The organism is Acinetobacter sp. HR7 (assembly GCF_000773685.1).
Classification (GTDB): domain Bacteria; phylum Pseudomonadota; class Gammaproteobacteria; order Pseudomonadales; family Moraxellaceae; genus Acinetobacter; species Acinetobacter thermotolerans.
Genome location: NZ_JPQO01000093.1, coordinates 1 through 3,601, shown reverse-complemented (window position 1 = coordinate 3,601; position 3,601 = coordinate 1). Strand labels below are relative to the sequence as shown.

At 40.2% G+C, this 3,601-nt stretch carries 3 protein-coding genes and 3 pseudogenes; 3 read left to right on the top strand and 3 right to left on the bottom strand.

What is annotated here, in order from left to right; genetic code table 11:
* A pseudogene (locus tag GW12_RS05430) lies at positions 1-301 on the bottom strand (hypothetical protein); the annotation flags it as partial.
* Between the two features lie 271 nt (positions 302-572).
* Between GW12_RS05430 and GW12_RS05425 the strand changes: the two are divergent.
* Positions 573-821 (top strand): type II toxin-antitoxin system Phd/YefM family antitoxin, encoded by a 249-nt coding sequence (locus GW12_RS05425; RefSeq protein ID WP_005021145.1) that lies wholly within the window; start codon positions 573-575, stop codon positions 819-821.
* A pseudogene (locus tag GW12_RS16200) lies at positions 811-915 on the top strand (type II toxin-antitoxin system RelE/ParE family toxin); the annotation flags it as partial. The gene GW12_RS05425 and the pseudogene GW12_RS16200, both read left to right, overlap by 11 nt.
* Before the next feature lie 351 nt (positions 916-1,266).
* Here GW12_RS16200 and GW12_RS05420 read toward each other — a convergent pair.
* Together GW12_RS05420 and GW12_RS05415 are read right to left on the bottom strand one after the other, a co-directional pair.
* Entirely contained in the window at positions 1,267-2,571 is a 1,305-nt protein-coding gene (locus tag GW12_RS05420) for a Y-family DNA polymerase (protein WP_034584491.1), read from the bottom strand.
* A gap of 15 nt (positions 2,572-2,586) precedes the next feature.
* Entirely contained in the window at positions 2,587-3,165 is a 579-nt protein-coding gene (locus GW12_RS05415) for a LexA family transcriptional regulator (protein WP_016658836.1), read from the bottom strand.
* Positions 3,166-3,460: 295 nt separating this feature from the next.
* Between GW12_RS05415 and GW12_RS15625 the strand changes: the two are divergent.
* Positions 3,461-3,601, top strand: a pseudogene (locus tag GW12_RS15625) (IS3 family transposase); the annotation flags it as partial.

Here is a 3,601-nt window from a genome sequence, read left to right as displayed (position 1 = left end):
TCTCTATTTGCAACAGTGCCATAATACCGACATAAATCATGCGGTCTGTTTTGGAAGGGTAAATTACATAATCACCAATCTTCATTTCATTAATGAATCTAAACAGAGGACTAGATTGACTTCGAATAGATGCTTCTGATGATTTCGGTTGAGCTTCTTTCAATGCTAATTTAAGGCTGTCTCTATCAGTAAATTTTGAGAGATTTCCTAACTCAGACCAGCCTATTCCAATATAGCTATGTTCAATAGGTATTAAGCCTACTGAGCGATCCATATGAATTCCCCATACATTTTTCGTCATTTACAGTCTCTTTAACTTATTGGAATGTTTCTAATAATTGATATGCATCATTAGCTTGAGCTTATTCTATAGGAAATCGGACAGAGCCGATTCAGTGATTAAGAGTATCAAATACGCATTCAAAGATTTATTGCTTTTTTCGTATTCATTTATGTTTGTTGTAAGAGTTCTTAAAAGTACATTTAATAGCACTCTTAAGTGTGCTATTGTTCCTGCATTACTTGTAGTAATTCACCCAGATGCCAAACACTAATTCTATAGAGGCTTAACTATGACTCAATTAATCCATGCACGAATGACTGCAAGTATTACTGAACTCAAAAAGAGTCCGATGGATACAGTGTTGGCAGGCAAAGGTGAACCTGTCGCGATCCTTAATCGTAATACACCAGCGTTTTACTGTGTTCCGGCTGATCTGTATGAAACGATGATGGAACAACTAGAAGACCTGGAACTGAATAAGATTGCAGATGCTCGTGCGAACCAAAAACGCGTTCGAGTAAATATTGATGACCTATAAGTTAGACTTTTTAGAAGAAGCATTAGCAGAATGGAATAAGCTTAATCCAAGTATTAAGCAGCCATTAAAGAAGAAGTTGATCAAGGTTTTGGATTGTCACTGCTTGCTCCAAAGTTAACATGTTGAGCAGTCCAAAATGACCGCTATATTAACCAAGGGGGTCAGTTTTTAAATGCCGTTAGGGGGTCATTTTTACACTGCCGCTAACAGTCATCGTAATTGCTGTAGGCAGACGTGAAAACAATGCCGTCTATGATGATGCCAACTCTCGTCATTCATAAATGATGTAATGCCCATAAGCAGATAGTGTCTATGAAAACACTCATGTTTATGGGCATTTTTTATGTAGATAATCTTTGATTAGGTAGTTGTAAAATACAACTATTTGGCAATCAATAAACAACTATTGTGAAACCAAAACGAAATCAATTTATAGGCAGGATATTTACTTTACACAAAGCAGTTGATCCCACTTAAAGTAGTTCTGTGTTAGCCGATCTCGTGACATATTCCATGTTCTGTTCAGCATTAAACTCGCGCCTAAGGCAATTTTGGTTTTGCCATACTTAAGATGAATCGCTTCAAGGGAATCCATCAAGGAATTGCTGACTTCGATGTGTTTCATATCAGTGAACATGTCATACACATGGTTTTCCTTTGGTTCGAGACACGTCAGAATCACGCCGCATTTCTTGAATGCTATATCCTTTGCATACAGGCCATCAATCATCGTTGTAGCGAGTTTAGAGAGCACCAATAAGTTGTCGGTAGGTTCTGGTAAAGCTAAAGATAAAGATTTGTTGTAGAAGGGCTTTGAGCTATCAAATGGGTTTGATTGAACGAAACCAATCAGACAACCACACAACAAATTATCATCTCTCAGTCTGCTAACAGCATCCATGACATACAGCGACATGGCTTCCTTGAGATCATCTGTGTGATAGACCCTCTGCCCAAAGGAGCGACTAGCAATGATTTGCTTCTTTGCAGGTGGAGTATGTTCCAATTCAATGCAAGCAATTCCATGGAGTTCCAATAAGGTTCTGTGCATCACTACAGAGAATTGGTCTCGGATCATCAGAGGGGAAGCCAAGACAAAATCCATCACTGAATGAATCCCCATACTGTTGAGCCTCTTCGTATGCTTTCGACCAATGCCCCATACTTCACTTACATCAATTGCTTGATATACGCTCTCGGCTGAGCATGGATCCATTGAAACCAAGTTGCATACGCCATTGAAGTAATCGTTCTTCTTGGCAATATGGTTTGCGAGTTTCGCTTCAGTCTTTGAGCGTCCTATGCCAATACATACAGGTAAACCAAGCCAAGAAAACAAACGCTGACGAATCTGATGGGCATATTCAGTCAAGTCGTAATTCCCTGCATGAGCTGTCAGATCCAGAAAGCACTCATCAATCGAGTAAATTTCCTGCTCTTTAGGAGATACAAAATCGGATAGGATTTTCATGAATCTGCGAGACATTTCTGCATACAGTGCATAATTGCTCGATAGCACCTGAACATTATGGCGCTCTACGATGTCCTTGATCTGGAAGAGAGGAACACCCATTTTGATGCCCAAGTCTTTGGCTTCTTGGGAACGTGCCACAGCACAGCCATCATTGTTGGATAGCACAATGACAGGCTTATTGTTCAGACTAGGGTTGAAGACACGTTCACAACTGACATAGCAATTATTGATGTCTACAAGTGCATAGATCTTCTGGTGAGCTACTTGCATGAGCATGAAACCAATCAAGTATTAACGCTTTCTGAATGGCTTGATGACAAAAGTCACTACACCCCAAATTAGCATTTCCTGCCCATCTTGCAGATGAATGTCGGAATACTCAGGGTTCTCTGCTTTAAGCCAACGATTATCATCACTTTCGATCATGAGGCGTTTTACAGTGAACTCATTGTCGATCAGTGCAATCACGATGTCTTCATGCTTGGCTTCAATGCTACGGTCTACAATCAGTTCGTCATCAATCTCAATACCTGCATCTCTCATCGAAAGCGATGCGACCTTCACAATGAAGGTTGCAGCCTCGTTTTTGATGAGGTGTTCATTCATATCCAAGGTTTTGTCTATGTAATCCTGAGCAGGAGAAGGGAAGCCAGCAGCAACCTTTTCTGAAGCCAAGGGAATACTCATCACCGAGCTTGGATTCACTAAGGTAATGGATGCTATATCGTTGAATTTTGTCTTGGTTGATTCTGCTAGGTAGTTCTTGATTTCAATGACACGAGACTCTGGTACTCGAACGACCTTGGTTGGTTCATCATACAATGGTTTTCTTCCTGCACCATCTCTACTACCACCGCGTTGTCCAGCCATATAATTCACTCCCCAATAATTGAATATGTAACATAATCAAAGAATATGGAGAGATTTTTGCTAAGGCAATGAAATTACGATGAATGGTTGATGTGAATCATCAAATGATGTTCCTTTGAGCAGACCTTTACTATGTCAACGTAGAGGTCAAACCAAGAGGAAGAATAGTTACTGCCGCCTTCGGCGGTGTTTTGGGATAACCGATTAATGCAAATCCAAACCAAAGGAAACCACTATGAAAATCATGAACCGTACCGGGTTTGTCGGAGACTCAATATTCTGAGAGACTATTCCGATGAAAAAACCAACCTATACCCCCGAAATTAGAGAAAGAGCGGTTCAATTACTAATTGAATCTGAAAAAGATTATCCTTCTACTTGGGCTGCAATCACAGCAATTGCGCCTAAGATTGGTTGTACTCCTGAAACACTTCGT

Bases quoted from the DNA above. Each gene is read 5' to 3' on its own strand.
- GW12_RS05425 (WP_005021145.1), top strand. From the start codon at position 573: ATGACTCAATTAATCCATGCACGAATGACTGCAAGTATTACTGAACTC.
- GW12_RS05415 (WP_016658836.1), bottom strand. From the start codon at position 3,165: ATGGCTGGACAACGCGGTGGTAGTAGAGATGGTGCAGGAAGAAAACCA.
- GW12_RS05420 (WP_034584491.1), bottom strand. From the start codon at position 2,571: ATGCTCATGCAAGTAGCTCACCAGAAGATCTATGCACTTGTAGACATC.